At 69.3% G+C, this 17201-nt stretch carries 18 protein-coding genes; 13 read left to right on the forward strand and 5 right to left on the reverse strand.

Features of this window, described 5'->3' with window-relative positions:
• Positions 1–55: 55 nt before the first annotated feature.
• Complete coding sequence (locus tag ACUZ2Y_RS30535; protein ID WP_476325384.1) at positions 56–1456, reverse strand: LVIVD repeat-containing protein; 1401 nt, start codon at positions 1454–1456, stop codon at positions 56–58.
• Between the two features lie 184 nt (positions 1457–1640).
• On the opposite strand from ACUZ2Y_RS30535, the gene ACUZ2Y_RS30540 reads away from it, so the two are divergent.
• From ACUZ2Y_RS30540 to ACUZ2Y_RS30550, 3 genes are all read left to right on the forward strand, one after another.
• Complete coding sequence (locus ACUZ2Y_RS30540; RefSeq protein WP_476325386.1) at positions 1641–2279, forward strand: DUF305 domain-containing protein; 639 nt, start codon at positions 1641–1643, stop codon at positions 2277–2279.
• 194 nt (positions 2280–2473) lie between these two features.
• Complete coding sequence (gene thrS / locus ACUZ2Y_RS30545; protein ID WP_476325388.1) at positions 2474–4495, forward strand: threonine--tRNA ligase; 2022 nt, start codon at positions 2474–2476, stop codon at positions 4493–4495.
• 184 nt (positions 4496–4679) lie between these two features.
• A complete protein-coding gene (locus ACUZ2Y_RS30550; protein WP_476325390.1) occupies positions 4680–5060 on the forward strand; it encodes a hypothetical protein in 381 nt (126 codons plus the stop codon).
• A 1-nt stretch (position 5061) separates the two neighbouring features.
• On the opposite strand, the gene ACUZ2Y_RS30555 is transcribed toward ACUZ2Y_RS30550, so the two are convergent.
• A complete protein-coding gene (locus ACUZ2Y_RS30555; protein ID WP_476325392.1) occupies positions 5062–5505 on the reverse strand; it encodes a cupin domain-containing protein in 444 nt (147 codons plus the stop codon).
• 78 nt (positions 5506–5583) lie between these two features.
• Between ACUZ2Y_RS30555 and ACUZ2Y_RS30560 the strand changes: the two genes are divergently transcribed.
• Entirely contained in the window at positions 5584–6150 is a 567-nt protein-coding gene (locus tag ACUZ2Y_RS30560) for an HIT family protein (RefSeq protein ID WP_476325394.1), read from the forward strand.
• On the opposite strand, the gene ACUZ2Y_RS30565 is transcribed toward ACUZ2Y_RS30560, so the two are convergent.
• On the reverse strand, positions 6141–6701 hold the full coding sequence (locus ACUZ2Y_RS30565) for a YceI family protein (protein ID WP_476325396.1): 561 nt from the start codon (positions 6699–6701) through the stop codon (positions 6141–6143). The two genes, ACUZ2Y_RS30560 and ACUZ2Y_RS30565, sit on opposite strands and share 10 nt — an antisense overlap.
• 109 nt (positions 6702–6810) lie before the next feature.
• Here ACUZ2Y_RS30565 and ACUZ2Y_RS30570 point away from each other — a divergent pair, with 109 nt between their 5' ends.
• From ACUZ2Y_RS30570 to ACUZ2Y_RS30590, 5 genes are all read left to right on the forward strand, one after another.
• Positions 6811–7305 carry a MarR family winged helix-turn-helix transcriptional regulator gene (locus ACUZ2Y_RS30570; RefSeq protein WP_476325398.1) on the forward strand — a complete coding sequence of 165 codons (495 nt, stop codon included), beginning with the start codon at positions 6811–6813 and terminating at the stop codon, positions 7303–7305.
• 225 nt (positions 7306–7530) lie between these two features.
• Positions 7531–8139, forward strand: a complete 609-nt coding sequence (pgsA, locus tag ACUZ2Y_RS30575) for a phosphatidylinositol phosphate synthase (RefSeq protein ID WP_476325400.1) — start codon at positions 7531–7533, stop codon at positions 8137–8139.
• Positions 8136–9047 (forward strand): phosphatidylinositol mannoside acyltransferase, encoded by a 912-nt coding sequence (locus ACUZ2Y_RS30580; protein ID WP_476325402.1) that lies wholly within the window; start codon positions 8136–8138, stop codon positions 9045–9047. The genes pgsA and ACUZ2Y_RS30580 overlap by 4 nt, the downstream gene beginning before the upstream one ends.
• 25 nt (positions 9048–9072) lie before the next feature.
• The gene (locus tag ACUZ2Y_RS30585; protein WP_476325404.1) at positions 9073–10197 is read left to right on the forward strand and encodes a glycosyltransferase family 4 protein; all 1125 of its coding nucleotides are present in this window, start codon (positions 9073–9075) and stop codon (positions 10195–10197) included.
• A complete protein-coding gene (locus tag ACUZ2Y_RS30590) occupies positions 10194–11168 on the forward strand; it encodes an NUDIX hydrolase (protein WP_476325406.1) in 975 nt (324 codons plus the stop codon). Before ACUZ2Y_RS30585 ends, ACUZ2Y_RS30590 begins: the two co-directional genes overlap by 4 nt.
• Here the strand turns inward: ACUZ2Y_RS30590 and ACUZ2Y_RS30595 are convergent, their stop codons facing one another.
• Positions 11169–13274, reverse strand: coding sequence for an elongation factor G-like protein EF-G2 (locus ACUZ2Y_RS30595; protein ID WP_476325408.1), 2106 nt, complete (start codon positions 13272–13274; stop codon positions 11169–11171).
• Positions 13275–13498: 224 nt separating this feature from the next.
• On the opposite strand from ACUZ2Y_RS30595, the gene pdxS reads away from it, so the two are divergent.
• On the forward strand, positions 13499–14410 hold the full coding sequence (gene pdxS / locus ACUZ2Y_RS30600; RefSeq protein WP_476325410.1) for a pyridoxal 5'-phosphate synthase lyase subunit PdxS: 912 nt from the start codon (positions 13499–13501) through the stop codon (positions 14408–14410).
• Between the two features lie 450 nt (positions 14411–14860).
• On the opposite strand, the gene ACUZ2Y_RS30605 is transcribed toward pdxS, so the two are convergent.
• A complete protein-coding gene (locus ACUZ2Y_RS30605; protein ID WP_476325411.1) occupies positions 14861–15418 on the reverse strand; it encodes a helix-turn-helix domain-containing protein in 558 nt (185 codons plus the stop codon).
• Positions 15419–15490: 72 nt separating this feature from the next.
• Here ACUZ2Y_RS30605 and ACUZ2Y_RS30610 point away from each other — a divergent pair, with 72 nt between their 5' ends.
• The 3 genes from ACUZ2Y_RS30610 to pdxT are packed head-to-tail and all read left to right on the forward strand — an operon-like array spanning position 15491 to position 17195.
• Positions 15491–16177: an AzlC family ABC transporter permease gene (locus ACUZ2Y_RS30610; RefSeq protein WP_476325413.1), complete on the forward strand. Its 687-nt coding sequence runs from the start codon at positions 15491–15493 to the stop codon at positions 16175–16177.
• Positions 16178–16229: 52 nt separating this feature from the next.
• The gene (locus ACUZ2Y_RS30615) at positions 16230–16538 is read left to right on the forward strand and encodes an AzlD domain-containing protein (protein WP_476325415.1); all 309 of its coding nucleotides are present in this window, start codon (positions 16230–16232) and stop codon (positions 16536–16538) included.
• A gap of 36 nt (positions 16539–16574) precedes the next feature.
• The gene (gene pdxT, locus ACUZ2Y_RS30620; RefSeq protein WP_476325417.1) at positions 16575–17195 is read left to right on the forward strand and encodes a pyridoxal 5'-phosphate synthase glutaminase subunit PdxT; all 621 of its coding nucleotides are present in this window, start codon (positions 16575–16577) and stop codon (positions 17193–17195) included.
• Positions 17196–17201: the final 6 nt, after the last annotated feature.

The following is a 17201-nucleotide window of genomic DNA, read 5'->3' on the forward strand; positions in this document are numbered from 1 at the left end:
CTCTGGCGTAGAAAGGGGCCCCTCCAGAATCCGGAAGGGCCCCTCACGTCGAACGTCAGCCGCTGTAGGTGCCCTGTGTCTGCACGTTGAGCTCGGTGAACCGGACGCTCTTCGCGCTGTCGGTCGCCGGGTCGCTGATGTCGAGCACGTCGAGGCCCTTCACCAGGTCCGACGAGTAGATGTTGCCGTTGTAGTAGTACGCCGACCAGGTGCCGCCGGAGCCGCCGTCCGGCAGCGGGCCACGCTCCCAGAAGCCGATCTCGCGCGGGTTGGCCGAGTCGGTGAAGTCCCACACCGACACGCCGCCCTGGTACCAGGACTGGACCATGATGTCCTTGCCCGCGACCGGGATCAGCGATCCGTTGTGCGCGACGCAGTTCTCCGTGTTGGTCTGGAAGCGCGGGATCTTGAAGTAGCTGCGGAACACGAGGTCGCGGGTGTCGCCCGCGCCGGTGATGTCATAGATGCCGTCGGCGCCCCGGGTCGGGCCGGTCTTGCGGTCACACGTGGCCGCGCCGCCGCCGCCCAACTCGTCGGTGAAGATCACCTTGGTGCCCGCGTTGTTGAAGGTCGCCGAGTGCCAGAACGCGAAGTTCGCGTTGTCCTGGACCCGGTCGATGACCCGCGGGTTGAGGCGGTCGGCGATGTCGAGCAGCACACCGTCACCCATGCACGCGCCCGCGGCGAGGTCCTTCGACGGGTACGCCGTGATGTCGTGGCAGCCCGTGGTGGCCGAGGTCTTGCTGCTGCCGGCGTTGCCGCCGTCCGGGAACAGGACCGGGGTCGCCGCGACCGACGCGGTCGTGGGGGCCGCGAGCGGCACCTTCACGATCGAGATCTTGTCGTGCGGCGGCTGGCACTTCGACAGCGTCGTCGACGGGCTGTAAGAGGAGACGTAGAGGTAGACGTCCGTGCCCGCCTTGTCCGGGACAAGGGTGTGCGTGTGCGACCCGCAGGCGGTCTCGACGCTCTTGAGGTAGCGGGGGTTCGCCTTGTCGGCGATGTCGAAGATCTTGATCCCCTCCCAGTATGCGGTGCCGCTGGAGGAGGAGGCGGAGTTGCACGAGTCGTCGCTGCGCCGCGAGTCGGTGGACAGGAAGAGCAGGTTCCCGTGCACCGAGACGTCATTCTGCGCGCCGGGGCACAGCACCTGGCTGGCGATCCTCGGTGCGCTCGGGGTGGTGATGTCGTAGATGGTGAAGCCCAGGTAGTTGCCCTGGACGGCGTAGTTGCCGGTGAACGCCAGGTCGGTGCCGGTCGAGCTCGCGCCCGAGAGCGGCGCGGCGGGCGGGACGTTCGCCAGCTGCCTCATGTTCGGGCTGCTGACGATCTGGTCCACACCCGGACCGGGTGGTGGCGGCGCCGCGAGCGCGGTCGAGGTGCCGGCGGTGAGGACGGCGGCGGCGGCGACGCCCGCCGCGGCCGCGCAAGCCAGACGGCGTTTGGAGTGGGTCACGGGAAGATCCCCTCGCTGCAGGAAGTGGGTCAAGACATTATTCGACCGGCGTTCTCTCAGGCAGAAGCGTTTCCTGACCGGCGTTTTTCCCAGTCGAAGAGTGAATGGCAACAGATGTCGTAGTACCTTGCGGTCGTTGTGCTGCTGGACGGGAGAGGGCGTGCTCTGAATGAGGTTTCGGCGGATGGTTGGCGGAGTCGTGGTGCTGAGTGCGCTGCTGGGGCTGACCGCGTGCGGTGGCGAAGACGAGCCCGCGGGCGCGAAGCCGACGGCGCCGGTGCTCCAGCCGGGCAAGCCGGGGGAGTCGAACAAGACGCTGTCCCCTGAGGAAGCGGGCAGCGCGCGTCCGGACACGCCGCCGAACGACGCCGACGTGACCTACGTGCGGGACATGATCGTGCACCACCGGCAGGCCATCGAGATGGCCGTGCTCGTCCCCGACCGCGGCGCGGACGGGCAGGTCAAGGGCCTCGCTTCGCGTATCGCCGACGCGCAGGGCCCGGAGATCGAGATGATGAACGCCTGGCTGACCAAGCACAACAAGGCGCCGGTTCCCCCGGCCGAACACGGCGGGCACGGCGACCACGCGGGCATGCCGGGCATGGCCACGCCGGAGCAGATGGACCAGCTCAAGGCGGCCAAGGGCACCGAGTTCGACAAGCTGTTCCTGCGGCTGATGATCGCCCACCACCAGGGCGCGCTCGCGATGGCCGACACCGTGAAGACCAAGGGCACGGAGGTGCGGGTGCAGGAGATGGCCGACGACGTCACCGCCACGCAGTCCGCCGAGATCCGCCGCATGCAGGGAATGCTCGGGGCCTAGCGCCCACGGTCCTGAATCCATCGCGTCGACCAACCGATGCCAAGGGGCACCGTGACGGCGGCCGACCACGGTCACCCACCGTCCGCGGGTCTCGCTCCCTGGTGACCAACCGTAAAAATTCCGGGGAGGCGGACTAGTAACATCACTCCTCGTTGAAGCCACAGCCGTGGCCGTGTCCTAGCCGAGGAGTCACCGTGTCCGAGCAGCCCGTATCCGTCGCACCCGCCACGAGCGTGGTGGTGCGGGCGGGCACTACCGCGGGCGCTGCCGTGCGCGAAGCCGGTCTCCCCGGCAAAGGCGCCGACGCGATCGTCGTCGTGCGCGACTCCGCCGGGCAGCTCCGCGACCTGTCGTGGGTTCCGGAGGCCGACGACACGGTCGAGCCGGTCGCCGCGAACAGCGACGACGGCCGGGCGGTCATCCGCCACTCCTGCGCGCACGTGCTCGCGCAGGCGGTGCAGCAGCAGTTCCCCGAGGCCAAGCTCGGCATCGGCCCGCCGGTCCGCGACGGCTTCTACTACGACTTCTCGGTGGAGAAGCCGTTCACCCCGGAGGACCTGCAGGCGCTGGAGAAGCGCATGAAGGCGATCATCAAGGGTTCGCAGCGGTTCTCCCGGCGCGTGGTGGAGTCGGTGGAGGCGGCGAAGCAGGAACTCGCCGCCGAGCCGTTCAAGCTTGAGCTCGTCGATCTCAAGTCCGATGTCGACACCGACGAGGTGATGGAGGTCGGCGGCGGCGAGCTGACGATCTACGACAACCTCGACCCGCGCAGCGGCGAGCAGGTCTGGGGCGACCTGTGCCGCGGCCCGCACGTGCCCACGACCAAGCACATCCCGGCGTTCAAGCTGATGCGGGTGGCGGCGGCATACTGGCGCGGCAACGAGAAGAACCCGCAGCTGCAGCGCATCTACGGCACGGCATGGGAGTCGCAGGAGGCGCTCGAGCTGCACCTGGAGCGCATCGCCGAGGCCGAGCGGCGTGATCACCGCAAGCTCGGCGTGGAGCTGGACCTGTTCAGCTTCCCGGACGAACTGGGTTCCGGCCTGGCGGTGTTCCACCCCAAGGGCGGCATCATCCGCCGCGAACTGGAGACCTACGCGCGCCGCAGGCACGAGGAGTCCGGCTACGAGTTCGTGAACACCCCGCACATCAGCAAGAGCGGGCTGTTCCACACCTCGGGTCACCTGCCGTACTACGCGGACACGATGTTCCCGCCCATTCAGTTCGAGGGCGAGGACTACTACCTCAAGGCCATGAACTGCCCGATGCACAATCTGATCTTCAGCTCGCGCGGGCGGTCCTACCGCGAGTTGCCGCTGCGGCTCTTCGAGTTCGGCACGGTCTACCGGTACGAGAAGTCCGGCGTGGTCCACGGCCTCACCCGTGTCCGCGGCCTGACGATGGACGACTCGCACATCTACTGCACCAAGGAGCAGATGCCCGGCGAGCTCCGGTCGCTGCTGAAGTTCGTCCTCGACCTGCTCGCCGACTATGGCCTGAGCGACTTCTACCTGGAACTGTCCACCCGGGACGATTCACCGAAGTTCATCGGCGACCCGGCGGAGTGGGAGGAGGCCACCGAGACGCTCCGCCAAGCGGCGGTCGACTCCGGCCTCGACCTCGTCCCCGACCCGGGCGGCGCGGCGTATTACGGTCCGAAGATCTCGGTGCAGGCCAAGGACGCCATCGGTAGGTCGTGGCAGATGTCGACCATCCAGCTCGACTTCAACCAGCCCCGCCGCTTCGAACTGGAATACACCGCCTCGGACGGCTCACGCCGGCAGCCGATCATGATCCACCGGGCGCTCTTCGGCTCCATCGAACGGTTTTTCGGCGTCCTGACCGAGCACTACGCGGGCGCCTTCCCGGCGTGGCTGGCCCCAGTCCAGGCTGTCGGCATCCCGATCGCCGAGGACCACGTCGAACACCTCCAGCAGGTCGCCAAGGCCCTGCGCGCCAAGGGTGTCCGAGTGGACGTGGACACCTCGGATGACCGGATGCAGAAGAAGATCCGCACCCACACGATGCAGAAGGTCCCGTTCTTGCTGGTGGCGGGCGCCAAGGATGTGGAGTCCGGCTCGGTGTCGTTCCGCTTCCGGGACGGGTCGCAGGTCAACGGAATCCCCGTGGACCGCGCGGTGGAGGCGGTCCACGAATGGATCGAACGTCGGGACAACACGTCACCTTCGGCGGAAACCTTCAAGATCACCGAATAGAATCAAGCATGAGTGAAGGAAGCGGGCCGTCCATGGACGGCCCGCTTCCTTCACTCACCCCGAATCCGGGGCCTGTTTGGGCGCAAGCCCAACGCCCACCCAAACAGGCGCCACCGGCCAAGCCGACCACCCAGATGGGGCGCTCGAAACGCCGAAAGCGGCAACGATCGATAGCATCGCCCTCATGGACGGCCCCGAGCGCCCGAAGTGCCTGGACCAGGCCTACGCCGTCTGGCTCACCCTGGGCATCACGCTGCTGCTGTTCGTCCTGATCACCATTATCCTCAACACCAACCCAGTCCCCAGCCACGGCGTGGTGTTCTTCGCCGGAATCGTGATCGTCCTCTGCGCCACCAACCTCAGAAAAGGCTGGCGAGGCCCAAGAATCCTGCTGGGCCTCATCGCCGCCGTCCTTCTCTACCTAGCCGCAAGCACTTTCGTGGGCACAGGCCCTGGAATCGAACTGATCGCGATCACCTTCGTCGCCGCAGCCGCGATCGTGGGAACGGTCCTCATGTTCCGCGCCGAAGCCAACGCCTACATCCGAGCACTGACGAGTCGCTGACTCACACCGCCGAAGTCGCGAATCGGGCGCGCAATCGGGCAAGAGTCTCGGCATCGGGGGACGTGCCCGCCCGAACCAGTTCGTCGATCAGCCGGAAGTAGTCCTCATATCCGGCGGGCGTGAACGTCACGATGCACCGAGCGTCCTCGGACGAGTCGTTGCGGAAGCCGTGGGCGGCCCCCCTGGGCACCGACACCACGCCGCCCGCGGAAACCACGCGGGCGTCGGTCGCGGTGTCGAACGTGATCGCGCCCGAGGTGACCATGAAGTCCTCCTCGTGCCCGTGGTGCACATGCGGGGCCGCGCCGAGGGCGCCTGGCGGGAGGATCTGCTCGACGACCGCGAGCCTGCCGCCGGTGTCGGCGCCGGAGAGCAGGACGCGGTACTCGCCGCTGACCGCGCGCAGGCGCTCGACGTCGGCGGGAGATTTGATCAGCACGGTCACCCGCCCGACCTTAGGGGACCGTGCGGGGTCGCGACCACGGCCAATCCCGGGGAACTGGCCGCCACTAGGATCGTGGACATGGCCGCTGCCGTTGGCTCCGGAGAGCCCGAGCTCGTCGCCCAGAACGGGGTGGGGGTGCCGGACGCGCTCCAACGGCTGTGGACGCCGCACCGGATGGCCTACATCCGCGGCGAGAATAAGCCCGAGCACGACGAGGAGGACGGCTGCCCGTTCTGCGGGCTGGTCGACCTCGCCGACGCCGACGCGCTGATCATCGCGCGCGGTGAGCTGGTCTACGCGGTGCTGAACCTCTACCCGTACAACCCCGGCCACCTGATGGTCGTCCCGTACCGGCACGTCGCCGACTACACGGAGCTGACCGCACCCGAGACCGTCGAGCTGGGCGAGTTCACCCAGCGGGCCATGCGGGTCGCGCGGCGGGTGGCGGCGCCGCACGGGTTCAACATCGGGATGAACCAGGGGGTGGTCGCGGGCGCGGGTATCGCCGCCCACCTGCATCAACACCTGGTGCCGCGCTGGGGCGGCGACGCCAACTTCATGCCGGTCGTCGGTCACACCAAGGTGTTGCCGCAGCTGCTCGGCGAAACCCGCGCTCTGCTCGCGGAGGCCTGGGCTCAGCCCTGACGCAGCACGGCCTCGATCTCGAGGTGGATGTCGATCTTGTCGGAGACGACGGCGAGGCCGTTCTGCACGCCCTCGAAGTTCACGCCGAAGTCCTTGCGGTTGATCGACGCGTCGCCGGAGAGGCCGATGCGGGTGCCGCCCCACGGGTCGGGGGAGAAGCCGTTGAGCTCGAAGGCCACCGGCACGGTCTTCGTGACGCCCTTGAGGGACAGCTCGCCGTCGAGGACGTACTTGTCGCCGTCCGGGCGCACGCCGGTCGCCTTGTAGGTCATCTCCGGGTAGGTCTCGGTCTCGAAGAAGTCGGCGGACTTCAGGTGTCCGTCGCGCTGCTCGCTGTTGGTGTTGATGCTGTTCAGGCCGATGACGACCTCGACGCCGGCGATGGCCAGGTCGTCGGTGGTGACGATGGTGCCGGTCACGTCGTCGAAGCGGCCGCGGACCTTGGTGATGACCAGGTGGCGCACGGTGAAGGCGACATCGGAGTGCGACGCGTCGATGTCCCACGTGCCCGTGATGAAACCGGGGATCTCGGTGAGGGTGGTGGTGCTCATGCGGATCGTCTCCTGAGTTGTTGAACCCGTGATAGTTGAACTTTGAGTAGTTGAACGCTCAATCGCAGACTCTACACCAGAACCGTTGAGGGTTCAACTATGAGGTAGGATGGGAGACATGACGGACGACCCGCGCTGGTTGGATGACGGTGAACAGGAGGTGTGGCGCGCCTTCATCACCATGAGCGGCGCACTCAACGATCAGCTGGACCGGCAACTCCAGCGCGACTCCGACATGCCCTACACCTACTACGAGATCCTCGTGGTCCTCTCCCACGCGCCCGACCGCTCGATGCGGATGAGCGAACTCGCGGGCCTGCGCGGCTCGTCACGAAGCAGGCTGTCGCACGCGGTGGCCCGGCTGGAGCAGGCGGGTTGGGTGCGCAGGCAGGAATGCCCGACCGACAAGCGCGGCTCCCTCGCCGTCCTCACCGACGACGGCTTCGCCGCCCTGGCCGCCGCCGCGCCCGGCCACGTGACGGCGGTGCGGGAGAAGCTGTTCGACCGCCTGACCCCGGACCAGGTCAAGACCCTGGGCGAGATCAGCAAGGCGGTCCTCGAAGGCCTGGACCCAGACAAGCAACTCCCCGGCTGCCCCGACTAGTCCGCCTCCCCGGAATTTATCTTGGGGTCACCTGTCAGGACATGGTGCGGATGGGTGGGCGACCGTGGTCGGGGTTCGTCACGGTCCCTTAGGTGCCGCTTGGATGCGCTCCGGGTCTGTCAGACACGCCTGACAACACGTCTTGACCCCGACATAAAATCCGGGGAGGCGGACACTAGGCTGCCTTGGCCACAATGCCGTCTGTTAGGTGCAACCGACGCCCTCATGCTGAACATCTTCGCTCGCGCCTCGGTTTCGCGCGTCACCGATCCCATCGGCGGCTGGCTGCTTCGAACCGGCCTCACCCCTGACGCCGTCACCCTCATCGGCACGGCGGGCGCGGTAGCCGCCTCGCTCTGGCTGTTCTCCACCGGGCACCTGGTCGCGGGCGCCATCGTGGTCACCGTGTTCGTCCTCTTCGACCTCTTCGACGGCGCGATGGCCAGGGCGCAGGGCGGCGGCACCCGGTTCGGGACCGTTCTCGACGCGACCTGCGACCGGATCGCCGACGGCGCCCTGTTCAGCGGGATCGCCTGGTATGCCTTCTCTGGCGGTGACCGATCGTCGGCCGCGGCCGCGTTGATCTGCCTGGTGTCCGGCCAGGTCATCTCCTACGTCAAGGCCCGCGCCGAGGCGACCGGGCTCAGTGCCGACGGCGGGTTCGTCGAACGCGCCGAGCGGTTGATCATCAGTCTCGTCGGGGCCCTTCTCGCCGGCCTCGGCGTCCCGTACGCGCTGCCCGTCGCACTGTGGCTGCTGGCCGTGGGGTCCGTCGCGACGGTCACCCAGCGGCTGCTCGCGGTGCGCCGCGCGGCCAAGGAGGAGAGCGCATGAGTTTGGGCCACCGCCTCGCGGACTGGGGCTACGCCGCGGGATGGCGGCTGGTCCGCGTCCTGCCCGAGGGGGTCGCGCGCGGGGTGTTCCGCTTCGGCGCCGACCTCGCCGCGCGCCGCGAGGGGCCGGGGACCCGGCAGCTGCGGTCCAATCTGGCCCGGGTCGTGCCGCAGGCGGGCCCGTCCGAGCTCGACGAGCTGGTCCGCCAGGCGCTGCGTTCGTACGCGCGGTACTGGATGGAGGCGTTCCGGCTGCCGTCGATGAACCATGGCGACGTCCACCGGGTGATCGACGCCGACATGACCGGCCGTGAGAACCTCAGCGCCGCCCTCGCCGAGGGCAACGGCGTGATCCTGGCGCTGCCGCACTCGGGCAACTGGGACGCGGCGGGCGTGTGGCTCGTCGGCACCCACGGGAAGTTCGCCACGGTCGCCGAACGGCTCAAGCCCGAGTCGCTGTACAACCGGTTCGTCGCGTTCCGTGAGTCGCTCGGCTTCGAGATCCTCGCCGCGTCCGGCGGTGACCGGGCGCCCTCGGATGTGCTCGCGGAACGCTTGCGCGCCAACGGGATCGTGTGCCTGCTCGCCGACCGGGACCTGACCCCCTCCGGGGTGCCGGTGACGTTCTTCGGCGAACGGACCCGGATGCCGGCCGGCCCGGCGTACCTGGCCGCCAAGACCGGGGCGGCGCTGATCCCGGCGGGCCTGTGGTTCACCGAGGACGGCTGGGGGCTGCGGCTGCACCCGCCGATCCGGGTCAGCGGCGCCGACGGCGTCCAGGCCGCCACGCAGGCCCTCGCCGACGTTTTGGCCGCCGATATCGCCGCGCATCCCGCAGACTGGCACATGCTGCAGAAACTGTGGGTCGCCGACCTCTCGGCCGCCCGCCAGGAAGCGCTGCGCGAATAGATCCACACCTGGTGAGGACCGTCAGTTGAGAATCGGGATTGTCTGCCCGTACTCCTTCGAGGTACCCGGAGGAGTGCAGGCCCACGTCATGGACCTGGCCAGGGCGCTGCGCGGCCTCGGCCACGAGGTCGACGTGCTCGCCCCCGCCGACGAGGACACACCGCTGCCCGAGTTCGTCCAGCCCGCCGGCCGCGCGGTCGGCATCCCGTACAACGGGTCGGTGGCCCGGCTGTCGTTCGGCCCGGTGTCCTACGCCCGGGTGCGCCGCTGGATCCGCGACCACGACTTCGACGTCCTGCACCTGCACGAGCCGACCGCGCCGAGCTTGGCGATGTTGGCGCTGATGATCGCCGACGGCCCGATTGTGGCGACCTTCCACACCTCGACCCCTCGCTCGCGCACGCTCAGCGCTTTTCAAGGCGTGCTGCAGCCGTTCCTGGAGAAGATCACCGCGCGCATAGCCGTGTCGGCCCTGGCCCGGCGGGTGCAGGTGGAGCACCTCGGCGGCGACGCGGTGGAGATCCCCAACGGCGTCGACGTCGCCTTCTTCCGCGACGCCGAACCGCTCGACGGCTACCCGCGCGCGGGCGGCACGATCGGCTTCGTCGGCCGCTACACCGAGCCGCGCAAAGGCATGCCGGTGCTCCTCGATGCCATGCGGCACTTGGATTTGCCGGATGTGCGGCTGCTCGTGGTCGGGCGCGGCGACGAGGACGAACTGCGCAAGATGGCCGGTCCGGAGCTGGCAGGCAGGCTCGACCTGCTCGGCCAGGTCGACGACAAGACCAAGGCCCGCGCCCTGCGCGGCGTCGACGTGTACTGCGCGCCGAACACCGGCGGCGAGAGCTTCGGCATCATCCTCACCGAGGCGATGTCGGCTGAGACGGCCGTGGTCGCCAGCGACCTCGACGCCTTCCGCCGCGTCCTCGACGACGGCCGGGCGGGCGTCCTCACCGCCGTCAACGACCCGGTGTCCCTGGCCGACGGCCTCCGCTCGGTCCTGACCGACCCGTCGCGGCGGGCTCAGCTGGTGGCCGAGGGCGACCGCCGGGTCGCCGCGTTCGACTGGTCCGTCGTGGCGAACCAGGTGCTGCGGGTCTACGAGCAGGCCGTGGCCGCCAACCCGCGCCGGGTCGGCGAGGTGACATGACCGGCTGGGAACTCACGACGCTGGTCGTGGTGCTGTCGCTGGTCGTCATCATCGGCGTCTGGTTCGTCGGCACCGCCAACCGCCTGGACCGACTGCATGTGCGCACCGACGCCGCCTGGGCCGCCCTCGACGCGGCCCTCGCGCGCCGGGCGGTGGTCGCCCGGGCCGTGTCCGGTGTGGTCGACCACGGTCTGGGCGACCGCCTGCGGGTGGTGGCCGAACGCGCCGAACGAGCCTCGCGCGCCGACCGTGAGACCGCCGAGAACGAACTCACCAGAGTCCTCGCCGAGGTCGACCGGCCCACCCTGGCCCTGGCATTGGCCGCCGAACTGATCGACGCCGAACACCGCCTGGTCATCGCCCGCCGCGTCCACGGCGATGCCGTCCGGGACACCCTGACCCAGCGCAGGCGGCGCGTGGTGCGGTGGTTCAAGCTCGCCGGGACCGCACCGGAGCCCGGGTACCTGGAGATCGCCGAACCCACCCTCGACGAGTTCCCCCGCCCCCGCCCGGCGGCGCGGGTGATCCTGCTGGACGAGCAGGACCGGGTCCTGCTGTTCCACGGGCACGACCCCGACCGAGCGCGGGACACCTTCTGGTTCACCGCGGGCGGCGGCGTCGAGCCGGGGGAGGACCTGCGCACCGCGGCCGCCCGCGAACTGTGCGAGGAGACCGGGGTTCGGGTCTCGCCAGATGAACTCGAAGGCCCGCTGTGGCGCAGGCGGGTGGCGTTCAGCTTCGAAGGCCGCAACTACGACGGCGAGGAATGGTTCTTCCTCGCCCGCCTCCCGGCCGACGCGGTGATCGACACCGTCGGTTTCACCGACCTCGAAGCCCGCACCATCGGGGAACACCGCTGGTGGTCCACAGAGGACCTCAAGGCGACCGGGGAAACCGTGTACCCGGTCCAGTTGGCCGAACTCCTCCCGACGGCGACGACCTGGGACGGCACACTCCGCGTGGTCCGCTGATCAGGCGAACTGCGCCGACAGCGACTCCGGCACCGGGTCGAACCGCGCGAAACCCCGACTGAACGAAGCCGAGCCGGACGTCATGGACCGCAGCTCGATCAAATACCGGGGCAAAGCGGCGGCAGGCACCTCGGAATGGATCACTGTGTACCCGTCGCTGTCCGACTCGGTGCCCAGCACCCGCCCGCGGCGCGACGACAGGTCACCGAGCACGGTGCCCAGGTGCTCGTCCGGCAACCGGATCTCCACCGTGTCCACCGGCTCCAGCAACGAGATCCGCCCGTTCGCGGCCGCGTCCTTCAACGCCAACGACCCGGCTGTCTGAAACGCCGCGTCCGAGGAGTCCACGCTGTGCGCCTTGCCGTCGACCAGCGTCACCCGGATGTCCACCATCGGATGCCCTTGCACGCCACGGGCGAGCTGAGCCCGAACCCCCTTCTCCACCGACGAGATGAACTGGTGCGGCACCGACCCGCCCACCACCTTGTCCACGAACTCGAACCCGCCCCCGGTCGGCAGCGGCTCGACCTCGACGTCGCACACCGCGTATTGCCCATGCCCGCCGGACTGCTTCACATGCCGCCCGTGTCCCCGCGATGGCTCGGCGAACGTCTCCCGCAGCGACACCTTCACCGGCTCGGTCTCCACGTCCGCCCCGCCCGCGCGCAGCCGGGCAAGGACGACGTCCGCGTGCGCCTCGCCCATGCACCACAGCACCAGCTGGTGGGTTTCCGGGTTGCGGTCCATCCGCAGCGTCGGATCGCCTGCGACCAACCTGGACAGGTTGCGGGCCAAGGCATCCTCGTCGCTGCGGGTCTTCGCGATCACCGCCACCGGCAGCAGCGGTTCCGGCATCTGCCACGGCCGCATCAGGATCGGGTCCTCCGGCCCCGACACCGTGTCGCCGGTCTCCGCTGAGCCGACCTTCGTCAGCGCGCACAGGTCGCCCGCGACGCAGTAGGGGACTTCGCGGAGGCTGGCGCCCAGCGGTGAGTAGATGTGGGCGACGCGCTCATCGACGTCGTGGTCGTCGTGGCCACGGTCGGCGAGGCCGTGCCCGGACACGTGCACCTGGCGTTCGGGGCGCAGCGTGCCGGAGAAGACCCGCACCAGCGACACCCGGCCGACGTAGGAGTCGACGGCGGTGCGGACGACCTCGGCGGCCAGCGGGCCGTTCGGGTCGGCGGTCAGTGGAGCATGCGGCTTGCCCTGCGGGTCGGTGACCATCGGCACCGGGTGTTCCAGCGGGGACGGGAAAGCCCTGGTCAGGGCCTCAAGCAGGGGTTCGATGCCGACGCCGGTCTGGGCGCAGAACGGGATCACCGGGTGAAACGAGCCGCGCGCGACGGCGGTCTCCAGGTCGGCGATGATCGTGTCGGTGTCGACCGGCTCGCCCGCGAGGTAGCGGTCCATCAGGGACTCGTCCTCGCTCTCGGCGATGATCCCCTCGAGCAGCGCGTCACGGGCGTCGGAGACCTGCTCCAGCTCGGCCACGGTGGCGTCGCGCACCGCGGGAGGGTGGCCGTCGAACACGCGCCTGCTGATCAGCCCGACCAGGCCGTCGCCGCCGATGGGCAGGTAGAGCGGCAGCACGTTGGGGCCGAACGCGGCCTGGCACTGGGCCAGCTCACCGTCGAAGTCCGCCCGCGGGTGGTCGAGGCGCGCGATCACGACCGCGCGCGGCATGCCGACGGCGGCGCACTCCGCCCACAGCGTGGTGGTGGCCGAGTCCACACCTTCGGCCGCGCACACCACGAACAGGGCGGCGTCGGCGGCGCGCAGACCGGCGCGCAGCTCACCGACGAAGTCCGCGTACCCCGGGGTGTCGATCAGGTTGACCTTGATCCCGTCGTGCAGGAACGGCGCCACCGCCAGGCCGACCGAGCGCTGCTGGCGCACCGCGGCCGGGTCGTGGTCGCACACCGTCGTCCCCTCGGTGACCGAGCCCGCGCGCGGCAGGACGCCGGTCGCGGTCAGCAGGGCCTCGGTCAGGGTCGTCTTGCCCGAGCCGGAAGGACCGACGAGGACGATGTTGCGCACCTTGGCCGGGTCGTCCGCCGCGACACCTGACTCGGCTTGGCCGTTCTCGGAGTGCTTGCTTCCCATGTCGCCCACCTCCCACTCGTCGGGGAGCCGCCGGGGCTCCCGATCGGCACTTTGTGTTCGATCTCACACCTGTTCTCCGATCGGGACAACCCCATGTGGCCACTGGCCAGCCGTGCGGGCGAAAGTGGCCTTTCGAGATCGCCTGGGATTGGCATGTCGGAGCGGGCCACATCGGACGTACGCTGGGCAAAGCACCAGCTCCGACGTTCGAAAGGCCCCACATCGTGTCCGACGCACAGACCTCCACTCCCGTCGCCGAGACCGGCACCGTCCGCGTGAAGCGCGGCATGGCCGAGATGCTCAAGGGCGGCGTGATCATGGACGTGGTCGACGCCAAGCAGGCCAAGATCGCCGAGGACGCGGGCGCCGTGGCCGTCATGGCGCTCGAGCGCGTCCCAGCCGACATCCGCGCGCAGGGCGGCGTGGCCCGGATGAGTGACCCCGACCTGATCGACGGCATCATCGAGGCCGTCTCGATCCCGGTCATGGCCAAGGCCCGCATCGGCCACTTCGTCGAGGCTCGCGTGCTGCAGTCGCTCGGTGTCGACTACATCGACGAGTCCGAGGTCCTCACCCCGGCCGACTACGCCAACCACATCGACAAGTGGCAGTTCACCGTGCCCTTCGTCTGTGGCGCGACCAACCTGGGCGAGGCCCTGCGCCGCATCACCGAGGGTGCGGCGATGATCCGCTCCAAGGGCGAGGCGGGCACCGGAGACGTCTCCAACGCCACCACCCACATGCGCAAGATCCTCGGCGAGATCCGCAGGCTGCAGACCATGGCCGAGGACGAGCTCTACGTCGCGGCCAAGGAGCTGCAGGCGCCGTACGAGCTGGTCCGCGAGGTCGCCCAGGCGGGCAAGCTGCCGGTCGTGCTGTTCACCGCGGGCGGCATCGCCACCCCGGCCGACGCCGCGATGATGATGCAGCTCGGCGCCGAGGGCGTGTTCGTCGGCTCCGGCATCTTCAAGTCGGGCAACCCGGCCCAGCGCGCCGAGGCGATCGTGAAGGCCACCACCTTCCACGACGACCCCGACGTGATCGCCAAGGTTTCCCGCGGTCTGGGCGAGGCCATGGTCGGCATCAACGTCGAGGAAGTTCCCGAGCCGCACCGCCTGGCCCAGCGCGGCTGGTGACTCGCTGACGGGTGGCTCGGACCGGGCCACCCGTCAGTAGTCGGGTAGATCTCGATCTTGGCCGTGTGGCTGTTGGACCCGGCGAGCTTGGCGTCGCAGGTGACCAGCGGAATGTCGAGTTGCTCGGCAAGAGCCACGTACGCGGCGTCGTAGGGCGTGATCGAGTGCCTGAGTTCCCTGAGTTCCCTGAGTTCCCAGAGTCACGGTGTCATCGGATGGTGGCTCGAACGCGCGATGGGCAGTTCACGGAGTCGCGCGGCGGCGTGATCCGCGATGTCTGCCCGCATTTCGCCACGGCGCACATGCTTGCGTAGCGACATCAGGGATCGGTGGCGCTCAGAATTTAGACAAGGGCCGAAGCGTCTAGGACGATCTGCGTGGTCAACGGCAGTGCCTCTCGCTCCTCGCGAATCGAGGGAGCGATCAACTCGCGAGCCACGCCACCGCCTTTCACACGTGTTCGGACACCATGCACGCCGTCGTCCCAGGTTGGAGGGCTTCGAACACATGGGCGAGATCACCCGGATAGGCGACGTAGTCCCCGGGGCCGACCTCGATCGGATCGTCGGTCAGGCCGACCAGGGCCCGGCCCGAGGCGATCACGACGTGCTCGATCACGCCGGGCATGTGCGGGTCGGACTCGCGCTTGCTGCCCGGCTCGGCGGTGATCCGGTAGATGTCGCGCCGCGCGTACGGGGGGCAGGACGCCAACAGGGTCGCCGTGTAGTCCGCACGCTCGGAGTAGACAATCGGCCCTTCGCCCGCCCGAAGCACCTGCACCTTCGGCTTGGGCGGCTCGACCAGCCTGCTGAACGGGACGCCCAGCGCCACGCCGAGCGCCCACAGGGTCTCGACGCTGGGGTTGCCCGCACCCGCTTCGAGCTGCGAGAGCGTGGACTTGGCGATGCCCGCGCGCTTGGCCAGCTCCGACAGGGACAGGCCGATTCGCTCCCGCTCCCGCCGCAGCGAGTGGGCGATGACCTCCAACGGTGCGCCGCGCTGGTCCATCTCTCTCCGTTCGGTGTGACGGTCGTCGTGTTCGCCTTGACGAACACCTCGCGTGTGTTCAGGATAAGACACATGCGTTCGATATGGCGAACACTCGATGCCGAGCTGTGGCGCGGCGTGCTGGCGATCGCCCTGGCGGCGGCGGTCAACGGAGCGTCCTTCGGTGCCATCTCGGTCGCCGCGGGCACGCCGCTGTGGGTGCCCGTGGTGATGTCGGTCCTGATCTTCGCCGGCGGCTCGCAGTACCTCGCGGTCGGTGTGGTCGCGGCGGGTGGAAGTCCGCTCGCGGCGGTGCTCGGCGGTCTCATCCTCAACGCCCGACACCTGCCGTTCGGTCTGGCGGTCGGCGAGCTCATCGGCCGGAGTTGGCCCGCGCGGATCGTGGGGAGCCATCTGCTGGTCGACGAGTCGGTGGCGTTCGCCATGGCCCAGTCCGATGCCCGACGCGCTCGGGCGGCCTACTGGGCCTGTAGTGGCTCGCTGTTCGTCGCCTGGAACGCGGGTGTGCTTGGTGGAGCGCTCGCCGGTCGGCTCGTCAGCGACCCCGAAGTGCTCGGCCTCGACGCGGTGTTTCCCGCGGTGATGCTCGCCTTGGTCCTGCCCGCGCTCAAGGACAGCGGCAAGCTGCGGCCCGCCCTGATCGGCGCGGCGATCGCACTGGCCACCACGCCATTCCTGCCTGCGGGGGTGCCCGTGCTGCTCTCGCTGTTCGGCCTGCTCGCGGTGCCGCGACGGAAGAAAGCGGAGGTGCCCGCATGACTGTCGTGCCGGTTCTTCGGGCCGCCCGCTGTTTCCAGGAGCGGGTGTCCGCATGACGCTCATCCCGATTCTCGTCCTCGCCCTGGGCACCTTCGCCTTCCGCTTCGGCGGCGTCCTGCTGCGCGAGCGGGTCACCATGCCTGAGCACATCCGCGAGCTGCTCTCCACCGCCGCGATCGTCCTGCTCGTCGCCCTGGTGGCGACGTCGTCGCTGGCCAAGGGGCAGTCCTTCGCCGGCTGGGCGCTGCCCGCCGGGGTCTTGGTGGGTGGCGTGCTCGCCTGGCGCAAGGCGCCGTTCGTCGTCGTCGTGGCCGCCGCGGCCGCGACCGCCGCGCTGCTCCGGCTGGCCGGAGTGGCGTGAGACTAGGCTGGAAAACCACACGTGGGAGAGGGTTCGATGTCCGTTGACCGTCCGCTGATCGGTGTCCTCGCGCTGCAGGGCGACGTCCGGGAGCACACCGCCGCCCTGACCGAGGGTGGCGCCCGGGTGATCTCCGTGCGCAGGCCCTCGGAGCTGGCCGAGGTCGACGGGCTCGTGCTGCCCGGCGGGGAGTCCACCACGATCTCCCGCCTGCTGGAGACCTTCGAACTCCTCGAGCCGCTGCGCGCCCGGATCGCCGAGGGCATGCCGACCTACGGCTCGTGCGCCGGGATGATCCTGCTCGCCGAGAAGGTCCTCGACGGCCGACCCGACCAGCACCAGCTCGGCGGGCTCGACATGATCGTGCGCCGCAACGCCTTCGGCAGGCAGGTCGACTCCTTCGAGGAGGACCTGGACGTCGCCGGGGTCGAGGGCGGACCGATGCACGCGGTGTTCATCCGTGCGCCTTGGGTGGAGTCCGCCTCGCCCGCCGTCGAGGTGTTGGCTACGGTTCCGGATACGCCTGCCGCCGGTGCCGCCGCCGGTAGGATCGTCGCCGTTCGGCAGGGCGATGTGCTGGCCACCGCGTTCCACCCGGAACTGGGCGGCGACCACCGTGTGCACCGACTGTTCGTGGACATCGTTCGGAAATCATGACGGAGG

Source organism: Actinokineospora sp. UV203 (genome assembly GCF_056323665.1).